We start from the raw sequence: 19,328 nt of genomic DNA on the forward strand, positions 1-19,328 counted from the left end.
AAATCAGTGTGAAAATTGTATTTTTCTAGTTTTGTATGAATTATCAAAATAATGTTTCTGATGATAAATCTGAAAAATGCCTGAATGTAAATCCCGTATTTTTCAATAAATGAAAGGTTAAGTCTACTTTTATAAGAGTTATAATGTAGGTTATGAAAAATATTTCTCAATAATAAAATGAAGAGAAAAATATGAAGAAGTAGAATAGATTACTTAATAGTTTTAAATTAATTAATATGATTAACTATTGATTATATTAGATAGGAGAGAATATTATGGCAAATGTACTCGTAATAAATTTCCCTGGAGAAGGTCATATAAATCCGACTTTAGCTATTGTAAGTGAGTTAATTCGGCGAGGGGAAACAGTTGTTTCGTATTGTATTGAAGATTATAGAAAGAAGATTGAAGCAACAGGTGCAGAATTCCGAGTGTTTGAGAATTTCCTCTCTCAAATTAATATTATGGAACGAGTAAATGAAGGTGGGAGTCCTTTGACGATGCTATCTCATATGATTGAAGCATCAGAGCGTATTGTTACTCAAATTGTAGAAGAAACAAAAGGGGAAAAGTACGATTACTTGATATACGATAATCATTTTCCAGTAGGACGTATTATAGCGAATGTTTTAAAATTACCTAGCGTTTCTTCTTGTACAACGTTTGCTTTTAATCAGTACATTACTTTTAATGATGAACAAGAATCGAGACAAGTAGATGAAACTAATCCATTATATCAATCTTGTTTAGCGGGAATGGAAAAATGGAATAGGCAGTATGGAATGAAATGTATTAATATGTATGATATTATGAATCATCCTGGTGATATTACTATTGTATATACTTCAAAGGAATATCAGCCGCGTTCAGATGTATTCGATGAATCGTATAAGTTTGTCGGTCCATCAATTGCTACTCGAAAAGAAGTAGATAGCTTTCCTATGGAAGATTTAAAAGATAAACAATTGATTTTCATTTCTATGGGAACAGTTTTTAATGAACAACCTGAGTTATATGAAAAATGTTTTGAAGCGTTTAAAGATGTAGAAGCGACAGTCGTAGTAGTTGTTGGTAAGAAGATAAATATAAGTCAATTTGAAAACATTCCGAATAACTTTAAGTTGTATAATTATGTGCCGCAATTAGAAGTATTACAGTACGCTGATGTATTCGTGACACACGGTGGTATGAATAGTTCGAGTGAAGCACTATATTACGGTGTCCCGTTAGTTGTAATTCCGGTAACAGGAGATCAGCCTTTAGTTGCGAAACGAGTGAGTGAAGTAGGAGCTGGAATAAGGCTTAATCGTAAAGAATTAACTTCTGAATTGTTACGTGAGACTGTAAAGAAAGTAATGTATGATGTAACGTTTAAGGAAAATAGTCGTAAAGTTGGAGAGTCACTTCGAAATGCTGGTGGGTATAATAGAGCAGTTGATGAAATATTTAAAATGAAAGTGAATTCATACTTAAAACTTAAATAAATGTTTGGAGCACACTTACTGAAATACGTAAGTGTGTTTTTATAAATAAATTACATAAAAAATCACTATAAAGGTGAAACTTTTGTGTATATAAACTGATATCTTTGAATTAGTAGTAAAATTACGTTAAAATAATACTGAGAAAATATATATGTTTTGGGGGTAATGAATGAAAAGAGTATTTGAATACGTATTATTAACAATTGGCTCCATTATTGTAGCGGGTTCATTAGAGCTTATTTTAGCACCTAATGGATTAGTAGATGGCGGGGTAACGGCCATTGCTATTATGGCAAATAAAGTTGCTGGATTACCGCTTTATGGAGTATTTTTAGGACTTAATATCCCAATTTTACTATTTACTGCAAAAGTAATGGGTAAGAAGTTCTTTATCCGTACGTCTTATGCAAATGTTGTTACAACACTTGGATTGATTTATTTAAAGCCATTTCCAGCAATTACAACTTCGGAATTATTAATTGTACTTTATGGAGGAGTTCTATTTGGTGTTGGTGTTGGGATTGTTGTAAAAATGGGTGGAGCAATTGATGGGTCAGAAATGTTAGCTGTTTGGATGAACAAGCATTTTAAAGTACCAATTAGTACATTTTTACTTGCTGTAAATGCGGTTATTTTTGTATTTGTTGCTATTTTATTTTCAATTGAGCAAGCGATGTTCTCATTAGCAATTTTCTATATGGTTACGAAAATGATTGATTTCATATTAGATGGTATTAATCAAGGAAAGAGCGTTATGATTATTTCTGGGAAAAATAAAGAAATAGGCGATTTGTTTATGAAAGAATTGCAATTATCCGTTACGTATCTACATGGAGAAGGTGGTTTTTTAGGAGAGCACAAGAAAATCATTTATTGTATTACAAACCGTTTCATTTATCCAAAAATGAAAGATCTCGTTCTCTCTGTAGATCCAACCGCTATAATTGAAGCTTCCTATTCAACAGAAACAACTGGTGTTAAGCGTCCAGGAAGGACTCCACGATAAGTAAACTTATGTGGAGTTATTTTACTTAGGGAACCAGGCTTCCTTTAGTAATTTGACTACAATTTCGATACTATCTTCGGGAATGCTGCCGAAACCGAGTAGTACATAGGACGCCTCTCTTAAATTATGTACAGAATCATATGTAGAGAGTGGGTATAATTTGATTTGTTGGTTTGCAGCAGTATGAATAAGTTCTTGTTCGTTCATACCATTATGAACATGAAGTACGATATGCAGTCCAGACTGTTCGCCAAGTATTTGAACACGAGATCCCATGTCATTTTTGATAGATTTAACTAGTAGTGTGTGCTTTCTTTTATATAACGTACGACTACGGTTCAAATGGCGCTCCCAATCACCATTGTGAATAAAGGTTGCAAAAGCGAGTTGCTGTATTGTAGAAACAGTTTGTTTAAACTTACCTTCAAGCTCTGTATAGATTTTTAATAGATGAGTTGGTAAAACGATATACCCCATTCGCAAAGAAGGTAAGAAGGATTTCGAGAAAGTTCCCATATAAATAACGCGTTCATTTGAATCTAGTCCTTGTAAAGAGGGAATAGGTTTTCCTACATAACGAAATTCTCCGTCATAATCATCTTCAATAATAAATCCTCCGCAATCATTGGCCCATCTTAATAATTCGAGCCTTCTAGATAATGGCATAATCATTCCAAGAGGAAATTGGTGTGATGGAGTGACGTATGCTACATTGGAACGTGATTCACGTAAAGCTGAAATACGAATCCCTTTATCGTCTAATGAAATAGGGTGAACAGGAAGACCAGAACTTTGAATCATGGCAGTTATACGGTGAAATCCAGGGTTTTCGATTCCATATTCTTTTTTTGAACCAAGTAGTTGAAGTAGTAGCCAAAGAAGAGGCTGCGTACCGGCTCCGATAATAATTTGATCAGGTGAAGAATGTACCCCGCGGGCATGGTATAAATATTTTGAAATATGCTCTCGTAAAACGAACTCACCTTGAGAATCTTCTCTAGCAAATAATTCATTTTCATACTGGAATAAAGTTTCTTGTAATGCTCTTTTCCAGTTTGTAATTGGAAAAGCTTTTTGATCAATCAGCCCTTGGCTACAATCATAGTCATATTGTTCTTTTTTTATATTGTTAGCGCTGTTTGACACAACTTGTTGTTTATTTTGAATGACATCAATATCAACTTCTGCAACAAAAATCCCACGTTTCGGTTTACTTTCTACATAACCTTCAGCTAGTAATTGTTGATAAGCAGATTCAACAGTAATACGGCTAACATTAAGTTGTACCGCTAAGTTTCTGTGAGAAGGAAGGCGTGTACCGGCAGGCAGTGGTCCCTGAGAGATTTCTCGTTTCATATATTCGTAAATTTGTAAATAAATTGGTGTTTTACTTTCTAATTGCAATGGGATAGTAAGATCCATTTTATGAATTCTCCTTTAAAAACTGGCCATATAAAAAATAATCGAACTGTCACTTAAGTGAGGGGCAGTTACTTTTTATAATAATGATATAACATTTAGAAAATTTTATAAATAGTAAGGAGAGAATCATAATGAATATTAGAGAAGTAGTAACAGAAGCTGATTTACATGATGTATTCCCCGTATTACAGCAATTACGAACGAAACTTTCAAGAGAAGAAGCAAGTTCTTTATTTCAAAAAATGAAAGAAGAAAATTATAAACTACTTTCGTTACAGAATGAAGATGATGAAGTTGTTTGTCTTGCTGGTGTAGCAATTTGTACGAACTTTTATAATGAGAAACATGTTTTCGTATATGACCTTGTAACTGCGGAAGCTCACAGATCGAAAGGATATGGTAAAGTTCTTCTGTCATATGTAGAAAAATGGGGGAGAGAAAAAGGGTGCAGTTCTATCGTTCTTACATCAGCGTTTCCAAGAGTTGATGCCCATCGTTTTTATGAAAGAGAAGGCTATGATAAGGTAAGTTATTCTTTTTATAAAGAATTATAATATTAAGGGGGTTCTATGTGTGAGAACATATGGAACCCCCTTTTAATTTAGAATTGAAGAATGAGGAGGGTTAATTACTTATTTTGTCGAATAGTCTCTTTATAATTGAGACGATAATATTGAATTAAAAGAAGGTTAGGGGAGTTTATACTTGGAAAAAATTCAGAAACTATTAATCCCAAAAGGTGTAAGAGTTATCGTAATATCTGATATTCATGGCGAATTAAATCTTTTAAAGGAATTATTACATAAAGTTAATTTTAAAGATGATGATTATTTAATTATAAATGGCGACCTTTGTGAGAAGGGGAACGATAGCATTGGCGTCGTAAACTATGTGATGGATTTAGTAGTTAGCAAGCCAAATGTTTATGTAATTGAAGGGAATTGTGAAGCTGTAGTTGAAGCGTTTGTAAATGAAAATCCTGCGCTAATAAATTATTTATGTACGAGAAAGAATACAATTTTTAATGAATGGCTAGCGAAATTGAACGTTACCGTTAATGAAGAAAGTGATATTTGTGAAGTGAAAAACATATTGATGGGCCGTTTTTCAAAAGAAATAAAGTGGCTAACAGAATTGCCAACTGCTATTGAAACTGATGATTATATCTTTGTACATGCTGGCCTTGAAGATAGAGAGAATTGGAGACAAACAGACAGGAAAAATGCAATTGCAATGCCAGAGTTTTTTAATAAGTCACACCGAGCGGATAAGTACGTAATTGTTGGACATTGGCCTGTTGTGAACTATTCTGAAGAAGCGCCGTCTAATAATCCAGTTATTGATAAGGAGAAAAAAATTATTGCGATTGATGGTGGTAATGCGATTAAAGAAGCAGGGCAATTAAATGCATTTATTATTCATCGAGATATTTTAAATGATACATTTTCCTATACATATGTAGATCATTTTCCGCAGTATGAAGTATTGGCCGATTTTAATGCGAATTCAGTAATGCAGGGCGGGGTTACATATCCGCATTATTACATAGAGCCTGTGAAGAGAATGAAAGATTTTACTGTATGTAAACAAATAGGAACAAATGAACTACTTTATGTGAAAAACGAGTATATAAAGCAACTTGAATCAGGTGAGTATACAGTGAAAACGGATATTTCTTGTGCGCAAATAGGCGTTAGAAAAGGGGATATCGTTTCTCTCATTGATGGTAGCTGCATGGGATATGATTTAATTAAAAAAGATGGTGTAGAAGGCTGGATAGAGAAAGGAATTCTACTTGAGGTAGAAAAGAAGGGAAATGCAATATTTAGCTAAAATGGGAGGGATATAACCTCCTGTTTTTTATTAACTATGCTACGAGCTCGTACTTCATCCAATTTTTTCCGAAGTTCAGTTTCTAAATTAAACTCGAAAAAATTGGCTAATTTATATAAATAATTCGTATCATATAACAAAATTATATAAAATAGAGTGGAGTTTTGTTTTGATTTTTCTGAAAAAATATTATAATTGTATATGAAATAAAGAGGAATGTAGGAGGAAATTATGCAAAACGTTATATTAAAGGGGAACAAAGTTACAATTCGTACAATAGAAGAATCAGATATCAAAACATTATGGAGCTTCATATATAAAGAAGAAAATCCAGAGTGGAAAAAATGGGATGCACCATACTTTCCAATAACAATGCAAGAATATACGCGATATAAAGAAAACTCACAAAAACGTTTAATAGAAGAGCCGCTATCGAATTTAATTGTCGAAAATGACGGTCAAATTATAGGGACAGTCGGATTTTATTGGGAGCATAAACCGACGCGTTGGTTAGAAATGGGAATCGTAATTTATGACCCAGCATACTGGAATGGTGGATATGGTACAGAAGCATTAACATTATATAGGGACTTACTATTTGAAAATATGGAGATTGGTAGAGTAGGGCTTACAACTTGGTCTGGCAATGAAAGAATGATGAAAGTAGCAGAGAAAATAGGAATGAGCTTAGAAGGAAGAATGCGAAAATGCCGATATTATAACGGGACATACTATGATTCTATTCGAATGGGAATGATTCGTGAAGAATGGGAAGTGCTATGTGTAACGAAGGGGTGAGGAAGCATGTACGCTATCATTGCTACATTTGATTGTGTGTTCACTAATAAAATTAGAGAATTGCAAAATGAATTAACAAATATAATTGGAACAAATCCACTAGCCGGAGTAGAACCACATATTACATTGGCTGATTATAATGAGTTAGATGTTAATTTATATACTGAGAAGTTAGAGGAGTTTGTAGTTTTTCAAGAGAACATTGCTGCTGTAACTTTTCCTTCTGTTGGAACTTTTCCTACTAATAGAACGATCTTTCTAGCACCAACCATTACTGATGAGTTATTAAGACTTCATCATTCTTATCATGATTATTTCAAAGTTTTTCATGATAATCTACAGTCATATTACGTACCAGGAAAATGGGTTCCGCATTGCACGATTGCTAATGGGTTGAATTCAAATCAATTTTTAAGTGTAATGGAATATATATATGAAAAGTTTGATGTTACACTAGCTTCGATTGAGAAGTTAAAATTAATTAAGGTAAGTTATGAAGATGGTTTTGCCATTTCTTCTAGTATTTTAGCAGAGTGTAATTTAAAGAGAATGGAGACATCGAGATGACATATGTAATTAGAGAAATGAAGCAAGAAGATATTCATGCTGTACAAAACGTAGCGAAAATAGCTTGGCATGATACTTACGAAGGAATTATTCCGGGAGAGATTCAAGACAACTTTTTAAATGAAGCGTATTCCGATGAAAAAATGAAATATCGCCTTGAAAATACACATTTATTTGTTGCGGAAGAAGAGGGAGAAGTAATTGGCTTTGCAAATTTTTCACCAATTAGACTGCAAAACGAAGCAGAATTAGGTGCGATTTATTTGTTGCCAGATCAGCAAGGGAAAGGGATAGGGACAGCTTTGTTACAAAAAGGGATTACGACGTTAAAAGGGATTCGAAAAATGTACATTCATGTAGAAGCGGAAAATGAAAAAGGAAAACGATTTTATGAAGCAAAAGGTTTTGCGGCTTTAGAGCAATTTGAAGAAGATTTCGAAGGGCATATGCTGCAAACAGTGAGAATGGTTTTATACATATAAGGAGGATCAGAAATGAAAATTTTTGATTTCAGTGAAAAAGTGGGAGAGCATATATCAGCATTTCAATCTAACTTTATAATGTCAAAAATATTAAAACATAAAGGGAATATACATATCGGTTCTATGCATCTACAACCGAATGGAGTTATTGGATATCATGAAGCAGTTGTATCTCAACTGCTTCTAGTTGTACAAGGAGAAGGATTTGTTTGCGGATCAGATAAAGAAAAAGTGAAGATAGGAGCTGGACAAGCTGCGTTTTGGGCGAAGGGAGAGTTACATGAAACGAGTACGGAAAAAGGATTGATGGCAATTGTAATTGAGTCAGACGGTCTTGAAAATGGTATTTCAATGATGATTAGAGGGCAGGAGGGAGAAAGGAATGATTACAAAAGCAGATGAGGAAGAAACGCAACAAATATTACATTATGCAGCTCAATCACTTTTCGAAGGAACGAGAGGGAATTGTCAACTAAGTACGGAAAAAGCGATTGAAATTACAAAACCTTTAGTAGAAAAAGGGGCATATTATATAGTTACAAAGGAAGAAAATAAAGTAGTGGGATGGATACTAATAGGAGAAAATGTGGACTATTTCTCTCGTGAAAAACTCGGTTTTATTTATGAATTGTATGTTTTTTCAGAGTATCGCGGGAGAGGATTATCACGAAAACTAATGAAAGCTGGGATCAAGGAACTACAAGAAAAGTATTCAGAAATTCGCTTGAATGTATTTACAGGGAACTTTGCAAAAGAAATGTACGAAGATTTTGGCTTCGTTGAAAGACAAGTAATCATGACGTTGAAGTGAGAAAACGATTTTAAGTGGGCGAAGAAACAAGAAAAAGAAAATGAGTATGTAATTTGTAAAGTTTATATTCTGAATTTTGGGTAAAAAAAGTTTTCTTTTTATTATTAAATAGAGGTAGAAACGCTTAGCAGTCCTTTTAAAAAAACAATAAATTTATATTATATAATATAATGTTATTATGTTAAAAGAGAAATTTTGGAAAAATATCATTTTTTTGTTTAGAAATTTTTAAATTATTGATATAATCAATTTGTAGAATTGATTTTGGGTTAATTTTACTATTTTAAAATTTTAAGGGGGATTTAATAATGGCAGGACAAATTCGTATGTCACCAGAGGAGCTTAAATCAAAAGCGACTCGATATGGACAAGGTGCAAATCAAATTGAGGACATTTTACGTCAGTTACAAAACTTACAAAATGAATTAAGAGGAGAATGGGAAGGTCGTGCTTTCGAAGGTTTTGATCAACAGTTCAATCAATTAAAACCAAAAGTACAAAACTTCGCAGAGCTATTACAAGAAATTAATATGCAGCTTAATAAAACTGCAGAGGCTGTTGCTAGACACGACGAAGATCTTTCTCGTAATTTCGGTCTACAATAAAAACGGGCAAAAGAAATATATAATTTAGCCATGCAACTTTTGTTGTATGGCTAAATTGCTTTAAAACTAGAGTAAGATAAGGAGTCCTTAACTTAATAGACTCGCAGCCGCAGGAGTGATAAGTAGTGAAAAAGTTTAAGTGGAGCATCTTGTTGTTTATTATTTTAGCTCTTGTGCTATCAACAGGAGTCTCCTATTTAGCATTAAATCAAAATGTTAAGAAAGCTAATGAGAATAGCACGCCAAAAATGACAGTTGCATTAGTAAATGAAGATCAAGGAACTGTATTTGAAGGGAATAAAATAGCGTTTGGAGATCAATTTGTTAAAAATGTAAATAAAAATACGAAACAAGAATGGTACGTAGTTAGTCGCGGAGTAGCAGAAAATGGTTTGAAAAATAATAATTACAATATGATGATTGTAATACCTAATGATTTTTCTAGGAAAGCTGTTGCGATTGATTCAGAACTACCAGAGAAATTAACGTTAAACTACAAAGTAAATGCAACTGGGAATAAAGATTTGAAAGCTGAGGCTGAAAATACGGCGTCTACAATTTTAGAGGATTTCAATAAGCAAATCATCGACGTTTATTTTGCAAGTATTATCGGTAAGTTGCAAGGTGCACAAGATAATATAGGCAAAATAATTGAAAAAGGAAACGTTCAAACAACTATGTACAAAAAAGATGTACATAGTCCTTTGGCAAATTATACAAATCAATTTAAAACAGTGCAAGATTATACTGGGGTTTCTGTTACTAGTTTCAAAGGATTTCAGGATGTTTTAAAAGGTTTCGGTTTAGCGTTAGATGAAGGGAATAAATCTAACAATACGTATTTAGATGGTTTTAATAACTTTCAAAAAATGCAAACTGATAATAATCTGTTAGCGAATAATTTCACGAATCAATTTAATCAATACATGAGTGATATGAATACAGGCGATGTTTTAAAGCAGTTAAGCGCATTAGAATCTGCTAATAAAGTTATTACAAATCAATTTACGCTTTCAGAGAAAGAACCAAATATTTTAGCTGATGCTTCAGCAATTCAAAAATATTTAACAGATGTAAAAAAACAAGTGTCAGAATATGATACAGAACTTGCAGGAAAGTTAGAAAGTGATATTCAAGGGACGATAATTAAAAAGTTAAAGCAATCTATGTCGAACGATGGAAAGCAAGAAATCTTTATAAATACATTAATGAAACAACCAGATGTTCGAATAAAGAAACAAATCGAAAGTTTAATTGCAAAATTACCTAGTTTAAACATGGAAGAAATCGTTCAAAGTGAATTGCCAGATGCAACGAAATTACAACTGCAAAATGTAATCCAATTTACAAATAAATATAATAAAGAAAATAATTTTTATTATGACCCTGTAAATAAAATATCTTTAGGAAATGCCATTAAAGAAGTAAAGGATAGACTTTATAAAGAGGGAATTACATTTAGTGATACGGCGAACGTAATTAAAATGGAATCTACACAAACCTTGAAGATAAATATTCCAGAAGAATTTGAACTATATGGAAATACTGAGGCTTTACATATTGATGATGTGGATCGTACAAGTGACTTTCTTCAAAGCGAAGCAGGAGAAATTACAATACCTCCTCGTAATGAAGGGGATATAAAGATTAATCTGCATGTGAAGTTAAAAAATACAAACATCAATATAGATGTTTTCTCTCCTGTAATGTGGGACTGGAAATTGAGTGGGAATCATAAAAAAGAAACTAGTTCTGAAAAAGAAGAACCTAATAAAGAAGATAAAGGAACACAAACTGAAAACAGCAAGGTGGAAAATGTGGTTCATAAATCACAGTATGGCATAATGCCGTTAGTACACAATGCTAAAAAACCTATTATCAAAAAAATGGAAAATACAACAGGGAATAACGGAGGAAGCCAAGAAGGTGGATCTGGAATAGGTAACGGAGAAAACCAAGAAGGTGGAACTGGGACAGGTAACGGAGGAAACCCAAACCCTGGAATGGAGGAAACCCAAACCCTGGAACAGGTAATGGAGGAAACCCAAAAACTGGAAAAGGAAAAAAACCAGACCCTGGAACAGGTAATGGAGGAAACCCAGACCCTGGAACAGGTAATGGAGGAAACCCAAACCCTGGAACAGGTAATGGAGGAAACCCAGACCCTGGAACAGGTAATGGAGGAAACCCAGACCCTGGAACAGGTAATGGAGGAAACCCAGACCCTGGAACAGGTAACGGAGGAAACCAAAATCAAGGTGGTAACTCAACGACTATTGAAAGTACGACGAATCAAGTTGTACATCAAAAATCAGAAGAATTAACAAAAAATATATCTAGTGTATTAATAAAAGAAGCAGTAGATACAGTTGAAAGTTATCAAGGTTTAATTAGTCTGTACGAAATGTATTATGGGATTGATTTAAGAACGAAAGATGTAGGTCCTAAGCTAGAAGAGGGAAGTTTAGATGCAATTGCAACTGAACAATCTTTGTACTACGTATTAAATAAACAAAGCTTAATTGATTTAATTTCAAATCTTGTTTCATCAAGTATTACGACAGAAGTAAAGCAAGATATGACAGGTTTAAAACAAAAAATAGACTCTTATCAACAATTCATTACTAGTGCGGATCAAAATTCAATGCTACTAGCGGAGAAATTAAATGTAACGACGCAGCAAGCAACTAGTATGAATGAAAATTTAGGAGAGTATTTAAAAGGTTTAGCGAAATGGCGTGAGAGTAGCTTAAAGCTAGTTGAAGAACAGCAAGTGCTAACAACAAATAATACTGGTGAGCAAACAGCTGTTTTATCGTTAGATTCTGGTATTAAATCATTAATGATGCAAAGTCAGTCATTGGTCGAGAGTTCGAAGCATAGTTTAACAACATCAGACGATGTATATAAAACATTTGATCAAATTAATGGACAAGCAAAAGAAATTCAAGACAGTGGAACGACAATTGTTTCAAAGGCTGATTCATTATTAAATGACTTTACAAAGAAAATGGACGATGATAAATCATTCTCCAAAAACTTTACTAAAATTTTGGCTAATAGCCGAATTGGTGATCGCCAAAATGAAATGTTATATCAATTTTTATCTAGTCCAGTTCAGAAACAAAATGATGGAGTCATTGTAGCTGGTAATGCTTTTACACCATATTTAATTGTATTAACTTGTTTTATTGTTGCGTTATTTACAGCATACGCAATTGCGAATCAAGAAAAGAAACGAACGCAATCAGATCATTTTGAAGAGAAGTTCTCATTAATTGATATGAATGTACCAACTACAGTAGTGGCATTCGGTATATCAATTGTGGAAGGAATTAGTATAGGTATCATTTCTGGACGTCTTTTACAGTTCGGTCAAGATCAAAGTTTATTATGGATTGCGTTTATCACAATCATTATGATGGCGTTTGTATTGGTCTCAACATACTTATTACGACAAATAAAAATGGTAGGGATGTTTATTCTATTAGTATTTTTAAGTATGTACCTATTTTTAACTGAAGCAGTTGGAAGTAAAGTAGATCAAATGTCGTCTGTTGGAAAGGTACGTCAGTTCTCACCACTTCAGTATATAGAAAGTTTTCTAAATGATTTTATTAGCGGTAAAGATACTGGAAAAGTTATTTTCATCGTGTTGTTTGTAATTGCCATTATCGGATTAGTTAGTAATCTATTTGTATGGCATAAGAAATGGGAGGAAAAAGAAGTAAATGATCAAACAATGGAGCATAGTGGCTAAGTTATCATTTCTCTCTATCCTTTTACTGTTTGTCGCGCTACCGATAAGGAGCGCGGCTGACAGTTATCTTGGTGATGATGGGAAGATTAAGTTTAAAGTGGATCGACTTGAAGAAAGCGACCAAGAAAAAAATAAAAAGGAACATAAGGAAACGGAATTAGATAAAGCATCGATTGAGTTATTTAATAAAGAAATAGAAGAAGAAATTCAGAAAAAGAAAAAGAAAGAACAAAAAGATATGGAAGTTTTACGAGATTCTCTTTTTATAAAACAAAAAGAAATAAATAGTGTTAAAGATACGAAAAATAGTTTGTTTAGCAGTGAATACGTTGTCAGAAAAAGTGCAGATGAAGTAGCGAATAATGAAACAATGAATGAAAAGCCAATTAGTACAACAATAATATTATTATTTGGCGGTGGCATTGTACTTATTTGCATCGGTATTTATACAGTTCTTCGCAAAAGTTGGAGGTAAAGTAATGGCAATACAAACACATATTAATGTAACGGTAGATTTTAGTAAATGGAATGAAAATACATATGATTTACGTATTCCGAATCATCAATCTATTAAATATTTGTTGAAAAATTTATTAGATACGCTAAAGATTGATAATCATGAAGGTTCACATTTTGTAATTAAAGTAAAGAATAAGTCAATTGTTTTAACAGATAATGATCGTTTAATCGATCACCAAATAACAGATGGAGATATTTTACAAGTTTTATAAAGAATATGTTTACTTTTAGTTATTTGAAAATAAGTTATTACGGGTTATAAAGAAAAGGAGAAGAGGATAAAAATGACGGAAAAAACAATTCAAATTGATGCAATGAACTATCAATTTCAAATAGAAAAGGAAAATTGGAAATTGGAGATGACAAAATCTCAAACACGTATAAAAGACTTCCGTCAATTTGATGTAATTACGGGCGCATCATCTGAATTTGTACCATTAACGATAGAGGAAACGGATGATATGTTTACCTTTATATTTCAAGTGGATAAAAAATTATATAAGTGGGATGATCTTAGCCGTTTTGGAAGAAATGAGAAATTAAGACTGCTTCGAAATGTTGCGCAGTTTCGTAAATATTTAAATAAACGAATCACGTTCTTTTTACATCCGGACAATATAGTTTTTAATGCTAATTTAATGCCAAGTATTATACATAGAGGAATTCGAGATATTGTTCCACCAACCCCGTTGTTAGAAGAGCAATTTTTAACACAATATAAGTGTCTAATTATCGCTTTATTCTCCCAAAAGCACAATTTTGATGATTTGTATGCTGGGTTACTAAAAGATGCAAAAGAAACAACATTTGAACAGACGGTTGCTCAAATGGAAAGCTTAGATGCATTACTGCAATTTCTTGATGACAGCTTTGAGAAGGAACAAACAAAAACAGAAAAAAATATGCAGTTAGTACCTAAAAAAAGCTATAAATCGTTTAAATACTTAGCTTTTTCCTTCATAGCGGCGACTGTGATTTTAGCTGCTCCTTTAATATATTTCACTTTTATAAAATTTCCTTATCAAAATAAATTATTAGAAGCAAATGCGAGTTTCATAGCAACTGATTATGACAAAGTAATTACTCAATTAAATGAAGAGGAATTTGAATCATTACCGGTTGCGTCTAAATATGAGTTAGCATTTGCATACATTACAGCTGAAAAACTAGGTGAAAATCAAAAGAAAGCAATTATGAAAAATATTAGTTTGAAAAGTGATGAAAAGTATTTACTTTATTGGATGTATAACGGAAAAGGTGATTTTGATAAATCATTAGATTTAGCTAAGACACTTGATGATCCGCAGCTTATTATGTACGGCCTTGTTAAACAAATTGAATCGCTGAAAAATAATCCGGACTTGTCAGGAGAAGAGCGTGATCAAAAGTTAAAAACATATGAGCAACAATTAGATGAGTATAAAAAGAAATATGGTAATTCATCAAGCGATAAAGACTTGTCGGCCACAGAGAAAAAAGAGTAAGCAAGGACTTGATGAGACAGTTGAAAAGGAGCAGTGAACACGGATGGAGCAACTATTAGTATTGACTTATGGAGACAAAATATATAAGTGCACATTACATCCAAATGAGCAATCAATAGTGTCGATTGGAAAAGAGTGGACAAATGATATTACGAATCCAAGTTTAGAACAAGAAGTAGAATTAAAGTGGAATAATGAAGTGAACGCTTGGATGGTACAAAATCAATTAATAGAGTTCAATAAGGAATTTGAGATTGGAAAAACTAAAGATGTGAGCTTGAAAATCTTTATATCTATTATTGGTACAACTAAAGTGTTTGATATCGGAACGAAACATTCTCTTACAATTAGTCAAAACAGTTATGATGATATTTCTATTATCGGGACAAATGTGGATTTAATGCTATCTCGTGAAACGTTGTACGATTCTTTTAGAGTAAACGTATATGAAGGGGATGTATTTCATAATTATACGAAGCTAAAAGATAGCGCTATGTTAGAAGCAGGAGATCAATTATATTTTGATGGTGTTTTAGTAGAGATAGGCAGTGAAGATATTCAAGTATTGTCTTCAGAAGAGAACGTTAAATCTACGTTACCTATTTTAGTAGAATCCGAAACGAATTATCAAAGTGGTTATCCAGACTATCATCGTTCACCACGTATTATTTACCGTGAACCAGAAGAGAAAATGACAATTGCAAAACCTTCAAGTATGCCGTCAAAACCGACTGAGCATTTGGCGAGAATTATTGCACCATCTCTTGTCATGATTGTCGTAACGGTATTACTCGCTATCTTTATGAAATATGGAATGTTTATTATTGCATCGATAGCGATGACATTAGTAACGATTATTGTTTCTGTCACATCTTATATAAAAAATTTAAAGCAATATAAAATTGACATTGTTGAACGTGATAAAAGTTATAGAGCGTATATAAAACAAAAAACGAAAGATTTACATGCAGAAAGTGAAAAGCAGCGTCATGCATTACAATTTCATAATCCAAATGTTGAAGTAATACGTAATATGGCTGTGCAAGTAAATCCACGTATATATGAAAAAACAATGCTACATCATGATTTCTTAACATTTAGCGTTGGGACAGGACAAGCTAATACGAGTTTTGAAATCCAATTTAATGAAGAAGAATTTAGTCAAACGAAAGATGAATTAATTGATATAGCACGTGAACTAAGACAGCGTTATCTTTCTTTGGAAGATGTACCTGTTGTAACAGATTTGATAAATGGACCGGTTGGCTATATTGGACAACGCTCTTTAGTGTTAGAACAATTACAATTATTAGTTGTGCAAACCGCGTTATTCCATAGTTATTATGACTTGCAGTTTATTACTATTTTTCCTGAAGAAGAAAAAGAAAAATGGGATTGGATGCGCTGGCTACCTCATGGAAGTGTTCGAGATATAAATGTACGTGGATTTGTATACCATGATCGTAGTCGTGATCAAGTGTTAAATAGTTTGTATCAAATATTGAAAGAACGAAAATTAAAACTAGATGAAAAAAGTTCAACTAATGAAAAAATGTACTTTGCACCGCACTATGTCGTTCTCATTACAGATGAAAAACTAATACTAGACCATGTTGTTATGGAATTCTTTAATGATGATCCGAGTCAATTAGGTGTATCACTTGTATTTGTACAAGATGTTATGCAAAGTTTACCGGAGCACGTGAAAACGGTAATTGATATAAGAGATGCAAAACAAGGGAACATCATCTTAGAGCAAGGAGAGCTTGTTAACCGTCAATTTAAATTGAATCATGTACCGAAAGGGTTCAATTTAGAAGATGTCTCACGTGCATTGGCACCGTTAAACCATTTGCAAAACTTAAAAAATAGTATTCCAGAAAGCGTAACATTCCTAGAAATGTATGGTGTTGAAAAAATAAAAGAACTGAATATCACAAGTCGTTGGGAGAAAAATGCAGCACATAAATCTTTAGCTGTACCACTTGGATTACGTGGTAAAGAAGATATCGTAAACTTAAACTTACATGAAAAAGCTCACGGGCCACACGGCTTAATAGCAGGTACAACCGGTTCAGGTAAGTCGGAAATTATACAATCGTATATTTTATCTCTAGCAGTCAATTTCCATCCTTACGAAGTTGCCTTTTTACTAATTGACTATAAAGGCGGCGGTATGGCGAATTTATTTAAAAACTTACCGCATTTATTAGGAACAATTACGAACTTAGATGGAGCACAAAGTATGAGAGCGCTCGCATCAATTAAAGCTGAATTACAAAAAAGACAACGATTATTTGGGGAAAATGATGTAAACCATATTAATCAGTATCAAAAATTGTATAAAGAAGGCTTAGTAAGTGAACCGATGCCACATCTATTTTTAATTAGTGATGAATTCGCGGAATTGAAGTCAGAACAACCAGAATTTATGAAAGAGTTAGTTTCAACAGCTCGTATTGGGCGTTCACTCGGAATTCATTTAATTTTAGCTACTCAAAAACCGAGTGGTGTTGTAGATGATCAAATTTGGAGTAACTCGAAATTCAAACTAGCACTAAAAGTTCAAAATACGTCAGATAGTAATGAAATTTTAAAAACACCAGATGCTGCTGAAATTACATTACCAGGACGTGCTTACTTACAAGTTGGGAATAATGAAATTTATGAACTATTCCAATCAGCTTGGAGCGGAGCAGACTATGTAGAAAACAAAGAGGATAAAGAACATTTAGACGCAACGATCTATGCAATAAATGATCTAGGACAATATGAAATATTAAGTAAAGACTTAAGTGGACTTGGTAGTAGTAAAGAAGTAATAAGCGTACCATCTGAACTTGATGCTGTTATTGACTACATTCACGATTACGCAGAAATAAATGAAATTGAAGCGTTAGCTAGACCGTGGTTACCACCACTTCCAGAAAGCGTATATTTACAAGACTTACACGCTATTCAGTTCAAAGAAGCATGGACGAAAGAAAAGAAACCATTAAAAGCAACAGTTGGTCTACTAGATCAGCCTGAATTACAATCACAAACACCATTAACACTAGATATTAGTAAAGACGGACACGTAGCGGTCTTCTCAAGTCCAGGCTACGGAAAATCAACATTCTTACAATCAGTCATTATGGATGTAGCTCGTCAGCATAGTCCGGAGCATTTGCATGTGTATTTATTAGACTTCGGAACAAATGGTTTAATGCCATTAAAATCTTTACCGCATGTGGCAGACATCATTACACTAGACCAAGTTGAAAAATGTGAGAAGTTTCTTCGCCGCATAGAAGACCTATTAAAAGATAGAAAGCAATTGCTAAGTAAATATGGCGTTGCAAGTCTTGAAATGTATGAGAGAGCTAGTAAAGAAGTATTACCAACAGTATTAATTACGTTAGATAACTATGATGCTGTTAGAGAGGCTGGATTTGTCGAAGACTTTGAACGCATTGTTGCACAAATTGTACGTGAAGGGGCAGCGGTAGGAATTCATTTAATGCTTACGGCTACACGTCAAAATGCATTGAGAGTACAAGTAAATACAAATATTAAACTACAAATTGCTCTATATATGATAGATGAGGCAGAATCTAGAGCTATTGTAGGAAGAACAGAGTTAAAAATTGAAGAATTAGCAGGCCGTGGTTTAGTTAAAATTGACGAACCAACAATCTTCCAAACAGCTTTACCGACAGATGGAGAAGATGTACTTACTCGAATTGAAAATATACAAGCTGAAGGAAAAGAGATGGATTCCTTCTGGGATGGAGAAAGACCGAAAGCAATTCCTATGGTACCTGAAGTTCTGGAATACAAAGAATTTATTGCATGGCCAGAAACAAGGAAAATTATTGAAGCAGGCAAACTAACATTTGGTGTAGAGACAGAAAGCGTTACGCCTCTCGAATTAGATTTAACAGAAGCGTCTAATATTGTTGTAGGGGGAATCAAGAAAGATGAAGTTGAAAATGTAGTTCATCAATTCCTTCAACAATTAGCTGGTAGTGGACACTTTGACCTAGGTTTAATTGATACAAGAACACGTAATTTCTCAAACTATAGAGAGAGTGCTGCTTTATATGTAGCTGAAAAAACAGGAATTGAGAAAACGATTAAACAAGTTACAAATGCTTATAAATCGAGAGAAGCGGCGTTTAAAGAAGAGCAGGAAGCATCAAGTGAAACAGTGAACCCAGCTGAATTTATTAAGAAATTTAAGCCGATTGTAATCGTAATTGCAGATGTAAATGATATTTTAAGTAATTTAGAAGATAGCGATATATATAGTTTAGCGGAATTAATCACAAATGGTGCATTTATGGGCATCCACTTCGTAATTGGCTGTGATGTTGATTCAATTGACAGTCGATACGACTTAGTTTCAAAAACAATAAAAACGCAATCTCATGTTATTTTACTTAGAAAATCATCAGGCCAAATGGTCTTTGATGTATCTAATAAAGATTTAAGTAGTACAAAATTAAATCCATTTGAAGGGTATTTTGTTGAAAATCGTTTTGCTACTAGAATTAAAGTGCCAACTATTTAAGG

At 33.2% G+C, this 19,328-nt stretch carries 15 protein-coding genes and 1 pseudogene; 15 read left to right on the forward strand and 1 reads right to left on the reverse strand.

The window, feature by feature from the left end:
• Positions 1-275 precede the first annotated feature (275 nt).
• Entirely contained in the window at positions 276-1,484 is a 1,209-nt protein-coding gene (locus DN408_RS29315; protein ID WP_078179165.1) for a macrolide family glycosyltransferase, read from the forward strand.
• A 169-nt stretch (positions 1,485-1,653) separates the two neighbouring features.
• Positions 1,654-2,490 carry a YitT family protein gene (locus DN408_RS29320; protein ID WP_147740501.1) on the forward strand — a complete coding sequence of 279 codons (837 nt, stop codon included), beginning with the start codon at positions 1,654-1,656 and terminating at the stop codon, positions 2,488-2,490.
• A gap of 21 nt (positions 2,491-2,511) precedes the next feature.
• On the opposite strand, the gene pdxR is transcribed toward DN408_RS29320, so the two are convergent.
• Complete coding sequence (gene pdxR / locus DN408_RS29325) at positions 2,512-3,912, reverse strand: MocR-like pyridoxine biosynthesis transcription factor PdxR (RefSeq protein ID WP_003188850.1); 1,401 nt, start codon at positions 3,910-3,912, stop codon at positions 2,512-2,514.
• A gap of 131 nt (positions 3,913-4,043) precedes the next feature.
• Between pdxR and DN408_RS29330 the strand changes: the two genes are divergently transcribed.
• From DN408_RS29330 to essC, 13 genes and pseudogenes are all read left to right on the forward strand, one after another.
• Positions 4,044-4,466 carry a GNAT family N-acetyltransferase gene (locus DN408_RS29330; RefSeq protein ID WP_003188852.1) on the forward strand — a complete coding sequence of 141 codons (423 nt, stop codon included), beginning with the start codon at positions 4,044-4,046 and terminating at the stop codon, positions 4,464-4,466.
• Positions 4,467-4,617: 151 nt separating this feature from the next.
• Positions 4,618-5,745 (forward strand): metallophosphoesterase, encoded by a 1,128-nt coding sequence (locus DN408_RS29335; protein WP_078179168.1) that lies wholly within the window; start codon positions 4,618-4,620, stop codon positions 5,743-5,745.
• 231 nt (positions 5,746-5,976) lie between these two features.
• Positions 5,977-6,543 (forward strand): GNAT family N-acetyltransferase, encoded by a 567-nt coding sequence (locus tag DN408_RS29340; RefSeq protein ID WP_002012489.1) that lies wholly within the window; start codon positions 5,977-5,979, stop codon positions 6,541-6,543.
• 6 nt (positions 6,544-6,549) lie between these two features.
• Positions 6,550-7,110 (forward strand): 2'-5' RNA ligase family protein, encoded by a 561-nt coding sequence (locus DN408_RS29345; RefSeq protein ID WP_078179261.1) that lies wholly within the window; start codon positions 6,550-6,552, stop codon positions 7,108-7,110.
• Complete coding sequence (locus DN408_RS29350; RefSeq protein WP_002127033.1) at positions 7,107-7,592, forward strand: GNAT family N-acetyltransferase; 486 nt, start codon at positions 7,107-7,109, stop codon at positions 7,590-7,592. Before DN408_RS29345 ends, DN408_RS29350 begins: the two co-directional genes overlap by 4 nt.
• A gap of 12 nt (positions 7,593-7,604) precedes the next feature.
• Entirely contained in the window at positions 7,605-7,994 is a 390-nt protein-coding gene (locus DN408_RS29355; protein ID WP_003188858.1) for a cupin domain-containing protein, read from the forward strand.
• Positions 7,975-8,403, forward strand: a complete 429-nt coding sequence (locus DN408_RS29360; RefSeq protein ID WP_033733883.1) for a GNAT family N-acetyltransferase — start codon at positions 7,975-7,977, stop codon at positions 8,401-8,403. Before DN408_RS29355 ends, DN408_RS29360 begins: the two co-directional genes overlap by 20 nt.
• Before the next feature lie 308 nt (positions 8,404-8,711).
• Positions 8,712-9,008, forward strand: coding sequence for a WXG100 family type VII secretion target (locus tag DN408_RS29365; RefSeq protein WP_000918598.1), 297 nt, complete (start codon positions 8,712-8,714; stop codon positions 9,006-9,008).
• Between the two features lie 152 nt (positions 9,009-9,160).
• Positions 9,161-12,768 (forward strand): annotated as a pseudogene (gene esaA, locus DN408_RS29370) (type VII secretion protein EsaA).
• Positions 12,740-13,243: a type VII secretion protein EssA gene (gene essA / locus DN408_RS29375; protein ID WP_050000257.1), complete on the forward strand. Its 504-nt coding sequence runs from the start codon at positions 12,740-12,742 to the stop codon at positions 13,241-13,243. The pseudogene esaA and the gene essA overlap by 29 nt, the downstream one beginning before the upstream one ends.
• A 4-nt stretch (positions 13,244-13,247) precedes the next feature.
• Positions 13,248-13,499: an EsaB/YukD family protein gene (locus DN408_RS29380; RefSeq protein ID WP_016120098.1), complete on the forward strand. Its 252-nt coding sequence runs from the start codon at positions 13,248-13,250 to the stop codon at positions 13,497-13,499.
• Between the two features lie 72 nt (positions 13,500-13,571).
• Complete coding sequence (essB, locus tag DN408_RS29385) at positions 13,572-14,771, forward strand: type VII secretion protein EssB (RefSeq protein WP_002127042.1); 1,200 nt, start codon at positions 13,572-13,574, stop codon at positions 14,769-14,771.
• Positions 14,772-14,814: 43 nt separating this feature from the next.
• A complete protein-coding gene (gene essC, locus DN408_RS29390) occupies positions 14,815-19,326 on the forward strand; it encodes a type VII secretion protein EssC (protein ID WP_078179095.1) in 4,512 nt (1,503 codons plus the stop codon).
• Positions 19,327-19,328 lie beyond the last annotated feature (2 nt).

This window comes from Bacillus sp. AR13-1, assembly GCF_008042285.1.
In the GTDB taxonomy this organism is placed as follows: Bacteria; Bacillota; Bacilli; order Bacillales; family Bacillaceae_G; genus Bacillus_A; species Bacillus_A mycoides.

What these genes read in the sequence shown, in the direction of transcription:
- DN408_RS29315 (WP_078179165.1), top strand. Translation starts at nt 276, where the DNA reads ATGGCAAATGTACTCGTAATAAATTTCCCTGGAGAAGGTCATATAAAT.
- DN408_RS29320 (WP_147740501.1), top strand. Translation starts at nt 1,654, where the DNA reads ATGAAAAGAGTATTTGAATACGTATTATTAACAATTGGCTCCATTATT.
- pdxR (WP_003188850.1), bottom strand. Translation starts at nt 3,912, where the DNA reads ATGGATCTTACTATCCCATTGCAATTAGAAAGTAAAACACCAATTTAT.
- DN408_RS29330 (WP_003188852.1), top strand. Translation starts at nt 4,044, where the DNA reads ATGAATATTAGAGAAGTAGTAACAGAAGCTGATTTACATGATGTATTC.
- DN408_RS29340 (WP_002012489.1), top strand. Translation starts at nt 5,977, where the DNA reads ATGCAAAACGTTATATTAAAGGGGAACAAAGTTACAATTCGTACAATA.
- DN408_RS29345 (WP_078179261.1), top strand. Translation starts at nt 6,550, where the DNA reads ATGTACGCTATCATTGCTACATTTGATTGTGTGTTCACTAATAAAATT.
- DN408_RS29350 (WP_002127033.1), top strand. Translation starts at nt 7,107, where the DNA reads ATGACATATGTAATTAGAGAAATGAAGCAAGAAGATATTCATGCTGTA.
- DN408_RS29355 (WP_003188858.1), top strand. Translation starts at nt 7,605, where the DNA reads ATGAAAATTTTTGATTTCAGTGAAAAAGTGGGAGAGCATATATCAGCA.
- DN408_RS29360 (WP_033733883.1), top strand. Translation starts at nt 7,975, where the DNA reads ATGATTACAAAAGCAGATGAGGAAGAAACGCAACAAATATTACATTAT.
- DN408_RS29365 (WP_000918598.1), top strand. Translation starts at nt 8,712, where the DNA reads ATGGCAGGACAAATTCGTATGTCACCAGAGGAGCTTAAATCAAAAGCG.
- essA (WP_050000257.1), top strand. Translation starts at nt 12,740, where the DNA reads ATGATCAAACAATGGAGCATAGTGGCTAAGTTATCATTTCTCTCTATC.
- DN408_RS29380 (WP_016120098.1), top strand. Translation starts at nt 13,248, where the DNA reads ATGGCAATACAAACACATATTAATGTAACGGTAGATTTTAGTAAATGG.
- essB (WP_002127042.1), top strand. Translation starts at nt 13,572, where the DNA reads ATGACGGAAAAAACAATTCAAATTGATGCAATGAACTATCAATTTCAA.
- essC (WP_078179095.1), top strand. Translation starts at nt 14,815, where the DNA reads ATGGAGCAACTATTAGTATTGACTTATGGAGACAAAATATATAAGTGC.